The organism is Thermococcus sp. (genome assembly GCF_027063845.1).
In the GTDB taxonomy this organism is placed as follows: domain Archaea; phylum Methanobacteriota_B; class Thermococci; order Thermococcales; family Thermococcaceae; genus Thermococcus.
Window position 1 is genome coordinate 1 of record NZ_JAMOQU010000035.1, and the last position, 4,126, is coordinate 4,126.

Sequence of the window (4,126 nt, forward strand, 5' to 3'; positions counted from 1 at the left end):
CCTCTGGAATCGCGAAGGCGACCATCCCCCCGCCCTCTGGCATCTTGTCGTAGACGTGAACCTCGTAGCCCCTGCACGCGAGGTAGCCCGCCGCTGTAAGCCCCGCTGGACCTGCGCCGATGATTGCAACCTTGAAGGGCTTTGGTTCGCTCTTCTCCCTGCAGACGTAGAACTTCACTTTATCACCCCCAAAATTTTTAGAAAAACTTGTTGAAAACCGAAGGTTTTGCACTTTAAGTTTCTTTTCCCAAAAAACTTGCCATAGTGACGGAGATTCCCCAAATTCGGGAAGCCTAATTCGTCAGGAGGACAAAGGTTATTAGCCGCTGGGGGGAAGGTGCTACCATGATTGAGGTCGACCTTGGGGGAATGGGCGTAATAGTGACGGCATCCTCGCGCGGGATAGGCTTCAACGTCGCGAGGGAGCTTTTGAGGAGGAACGCAAGGGTTGTTATAAGCTCCAGAAACGAGGAGAACCTGAGAAAGGCCCTCGACGAGCTCAGGAGTTACGGCGAGGTTTACTCCGTTGAGGCCAATCTTTTTGACCAGAGGGAGCTTGAGAATCTCGTGAAAGAAAGCTGGGAGCTCCTCGGGGGAGTTGACGCCCTCGTCTGGAACGCCGGAAACGTCCGCTGTGAGCCGTGCCTCCTCCACGAAGCCACTTACCTTGACTGGATTGAGGCTTCAGCGCTTCACACGGTGGCGCCGGGCTATCTAACGACACTCCTGGTTCAAACGTGGCTCGAAAAGAAGCGGAAGGGTGTTCTCGTCTATCTGAACTCTGTCTCGATAAAGGAGCCCATGCCACCACTTGTCCTCGCCGATGTAACGCGCGCCGGACTTGTTCAGCTGGCGAAGAGCGTTTCGAGGACATACGGAGGTAAGGGAATCCGTGCTTACTCCGTTCTGCTCGGCAGCTTCGACACGCCCGGTGCGCGGGAGAACCTCAAAGCGGTTGCCGAGGCGAGGGGAGAGCCCTTTGAGGAAACGTGGGAACGCGAGGTGCTCGGCAGAACGCCCCTTCACAGGACCGGTAGATGGTCTGAACTCGGCTCGCTCGTGGCCTTTCTGCTCAGCGATGATGCAGAGTACATGCTCGGCTCGACGGTCATCATAGACGGCGCGATGACGAGGAGCGTTGACCTCTGAGAAAAGCTTATTTTAGCGAGTGGGGAATATGATATCATGAAGAATGAGCTCATCGAGGAAATACGCCGGGACTTCCGAGAGTTCGAGGGCTTATGCATGGGTATTCTCCTTTACGGTTCTCACGCAAAGGGAAATGCTACAAAGAGAAGCGACGTTGATGTGTGCCTCGTTAAACCAAAGCCGGGGGTTTACAGGCGGGTTCTCCAGAAACTCGGTGGAAAGTACGACGTTAAGGTCTTCGAGGAACTTCCGCTTTACGTCCAGATTGAGGTCATTAGGAATCACGTTGTAATCTATGGAGACGAGCTTGAGCTTTCGGAGTATTTCTACCAGTTCAGGAAGGTGTGGGAGGACATGGAGCGCAGGATTAGGGAGAATCGGTTTGAAAGTGTGAGGGAGAAAGTAAAACTGAGGAGGCGCGCCCGTGAGAAGGCAAAGGTACTTAGAGAAGCTTGAGAGGTTTGAAGAGGAGTACGAGTTCATAAAGAGCCATGAGATGGGGGACGAGGTTACCCAGAGGGCACTGCTATACTCCCTTCAGCTCTGGGTGGATATAGCGATGGACATCGTTGCGATGCTCGTCAGAGACCTCGGCGTGACTGTCGAGGACGATTATACAAACATCGAACGACTCGTAAAACACGGAGTCATTTCCGAAGCAGACGCAAACCTCCTCAGGGCTTACAACGGTTTGAGGAACGCCATAGTCCACAAGTACGATAGATTAAACCTTGAAATAGTGGGGGAAGGCCTCCAGAGAATTGACGAGCTTTACGAGGTCGTTTTAAAGCTTGTTGAAAAGTATGAAAAGCTGGAAAGCTGAAATCACCAGTCCGCCTCGTGAATAAGCTCGCCCTCCGCGAAGACGTGCGTCGGGTAGTTCTCGAGGCTGACCGAGGCTGACAAAGGAAAGTGAAGAATTGTCAAATTAAAGAATCATCGAATTACATAAAAATTGAATCAGAAGTTGGGGACGTAGCCCATCTCCTCGGCTATCTTCCTGAGCCTCTCGATTCTCTTCTCCGTCGGCGGGTGCGTTGAGAACAGTTCGGCGATGCTCATCCCCCTGAAGGGGTTGATGATGAACATGTGGGCGGTTGCGGGGTTGCCCTCGCGCATCGGCCTGTAGCGAACGGCCTGCTCAATCTTGAGGAGCGCGCTGGCCAGGGCCCAGGGCTTTCCGCTGAGCTTTGCACCGCCTTCGTCAGCAAGGAACTCCCTCGAACGGCTTATCGCTGCCTGAATCAGCATCGCCGCGATTGGCGCTAGGACAGCCACGAGGATTGCGGCGATTATGTTTCCGCTGTCCTCCCTGTCGTCGTAGGAGCCAAATATTGCTATCCAGCGCGCCCAGTAGGCGAGCTGCATTATCGCCCCGGCCATCGCCGCGGCGACGGTGCTTATCAGGATGTCCCTGTTCTTGATGTGGGTGAGCTCGTGGCCGAGGACACCCTCAAGCTCGTCCCTGTCGAGGATTCTCAGTAGCCCCTGGGTTACGGCGACGACAGCGTGCTTCGGGTCCCTTCCGGTGGCGAAGGCGTTCGGAGTCTCGGTCGGGATTATCGCTATCCGGGGCATTGGAAGTCCAGCCCTCTCGGCGAGGCTCCTGACTATCGCGTAGAGCTCTGGCGCCTCCATCTCGTCAACTATCCTCGCGTTGTACCAGCTAAGCACGATTTGGTCGCTGTACCAGTAGGTTATGAAGTTGAAGAGCATGGCGAAGAGGAACATTATAAACGCCACCTGTGGCCCGCCGAGAAGGTAACCTATTCCCATAAGCAGTCCAGTTAAGATTGCCATCAACAGTCCTGTTCTTAGCCACATTTCTAATCCCATGGCTCACCCCCCAGAAGAAATGCGAAGAATTGAAAAATAAAACCTTTTGGTCAAAAATGGGTAGAAAAGGGCTTCACATGCCCATGTCCATGCCGCCCATTCCACCCATACCGCCCATTCCGCCGGCCTGTCCTCCCTCGGACTTGCTGGGCTTGGCGGCGATGACGTCGTCGATGCGGAGTATCATTATGGCAGCCTCGCTGGCGCTCTTGATTGCCTGCTTCGGAACGCGGAGCGGAGCGATGATACCCTTTTCAAGCATGTCCGCCGGCTTGCCCTCGAAGACGTCTATGCCGATTCCGAGGCCCCTGTTCTTGTGCTCGCTGATGACCTTGACCATTATGTCAACCGGGTCGAGTCCGGCGTTCTCGGCAAGGGTCTTCGGGATTATCTTGAGAGCCTCGGCAAAGGCCTCAATGGCCAGAGCCTCCTTACCTCCGACCTGCTTGGCGTACTCGTCGAGCCTGATGCTGAGCTCGATTTCAGGAGCACCGCCGGCTGGGAGTATCGCACCGTCCTCCATGACGTCCTTGACGACCTTGATGGCGTCCTCAAGCGCCCTCTCGACTTCATCAACGACGTGCTCGGTTCCGCCCCTGATGAGTATGGTTACCGCCTTCGGGTTCTTGCAGCCCTCGACGAAAATCATGTTCTCTCCGGCAACCTTCCTCTGCTCTACAAGCTCGGCCTCACCAAGGTCCTCGCTGGTAAGGTCCTTAACGTTGGTGACTATCTTCGCCCCAGTTGCCTTGGCGAGCTTCTCCATGTCGCTCTTCTTAACGCGCCTGACGGCCATTATGCCGTGCTTGGCGAGGTAGTGCTGGGCGAGGTCGTCAATGCCCTTCTGGACGAAGAGAACGTTGGCCCCGGTCTTGGCTATCGCCTCGACCATGTCCCTGAGCATCTTCTCCTCCTGTTCTATGAAGTCGAAGAGCTGGTCCGGGCTGGTAATGTTTATCTTCGCATCGGTCTCGGTCTTCTTGACCTCAAGGGCATCGCCGATGAGGGCAATCTTGGCGTTCTCGACGCGCCTCGGCATCCTCGGGTGAACGACCTCCTTGTCTATGACGACACCCCTGATGAGCTCGCTCTCGTCAACGCTCTCGCCGGGCTTCTTCTCTATCTTGATGTTGTCGATGTC

General features: G+C 55.1%; 6 protein-coding genes. 3 read left to right on the forward strand and 3 right to left on the reverse strand.

The window, feature by feature from the left end:
• Nucleotides 1-178, reverse strand: a 178-nt coding sequence (locus tag MVO87_RS02975; RefSeq protein ID WP_297513037.1) for an NAD(P)-binding protein, incomplete at its 3' end; no start/stop codon positions are given.
• 191 nt (nucleotides 179-369) lie between these two features.
• Here MVO87_RS02975 and MVO87_RS02980 point away from each other — a divergent pair.
• Genes MVO87_RS02980 through hepT form a run of 3 tightly spaced genes read left to right on the forward strand, consistent with a single transcriptional unit; the run spans nucleotide 370 to nucleotide 1,972 of the window.
• Complete coding sequence (locus tag MVO87_RS02980) at nucleotides 370-1,149, forward strand: SDR family oxidoreductase (protein ID WP_297513035.1); 780 nt, start codon at nucleotides 370-372, stop codon at nucleotides 1,147-1,149.
• A 36-nt stretch (nucleotides 1,150-1,185) separates the two neighbouring features.
• On the forward strand, nucleotides 1,186-1,605 hold the full coding sequence (locus MVO87_RS02985; RefSeq protein WP_297552114.1) for a nucleotidyltransferase domain-containing protein: 420 nt from the start codon (nucleotides 1,186-1,188) through the stop codon (nucleotides 1,603-1,605).
• Nucleotides 1,574-1,972 carry a type VII toxin-antitoxin system HepT family RNase toxin gene (hepT, locus tag MVO87_RS02990; RefSeq protein WP_297513031.1) on the forward strand — a complete coding sequence of 133 codons (399 nt, stop codon included), beginning with the start codon at nucleotides 1,574-1,576 and terminating at the stop codon, nucleotides 1,970-1,972. The genes MVO87_RS02985 and hepT overlap by 32 nt, the downstream gene beginning before the upstream one ends.
• Nucleotides 1,973-2,109: 137 nt before the next feature.
• Here the strand turns inward: hepT and htpX are convergent, their stop codons facing one another.
• Nucleotides 2,110-2,985: a zinc metalloprotease HtpX gene (gene htpX, locus MVO87_RS02995; protein WP_297516683.1), complete on the reverse strand. Its 876-nt coding sequence runs from the start codon at nucleotides 2,983-2,985 to the stop codon at nucleotides 2,110-2,112.
• Between the two features lie 73 nt (nucleotides 2,986-3,058).
• The coding region (gene thsB / locus MVO87_RS03000) for a thermosome subunit beta (protein WP_297552116.1) at nucleotides 3,059-4,126 on the reverse strand (1,068 nt) is incomplete at its 5' end.

Coding starts and splice junctions, on each gene's coding strand:
- MVO87_RS02985 (WP_297552114.1), top strand. CDS start 1,186: ATGAAGAATGAGCTCATCGAGGAAATACGCCGGGACTTCCGAGAGTTC.
- htpX (WP_297516683.1), bottom strand. CDS start 2,985: ATGGGATTAGAAATGTGGCTAAGAACAGGACTGTTGATGGCAATCTTA.
- MVO87_RS02980 (WP_297513035.1), top strand. CDS start 370: ATGGGCGTAATAGTGACGGCATCCTCGCGCGGGATAGGCTTCAACGTC.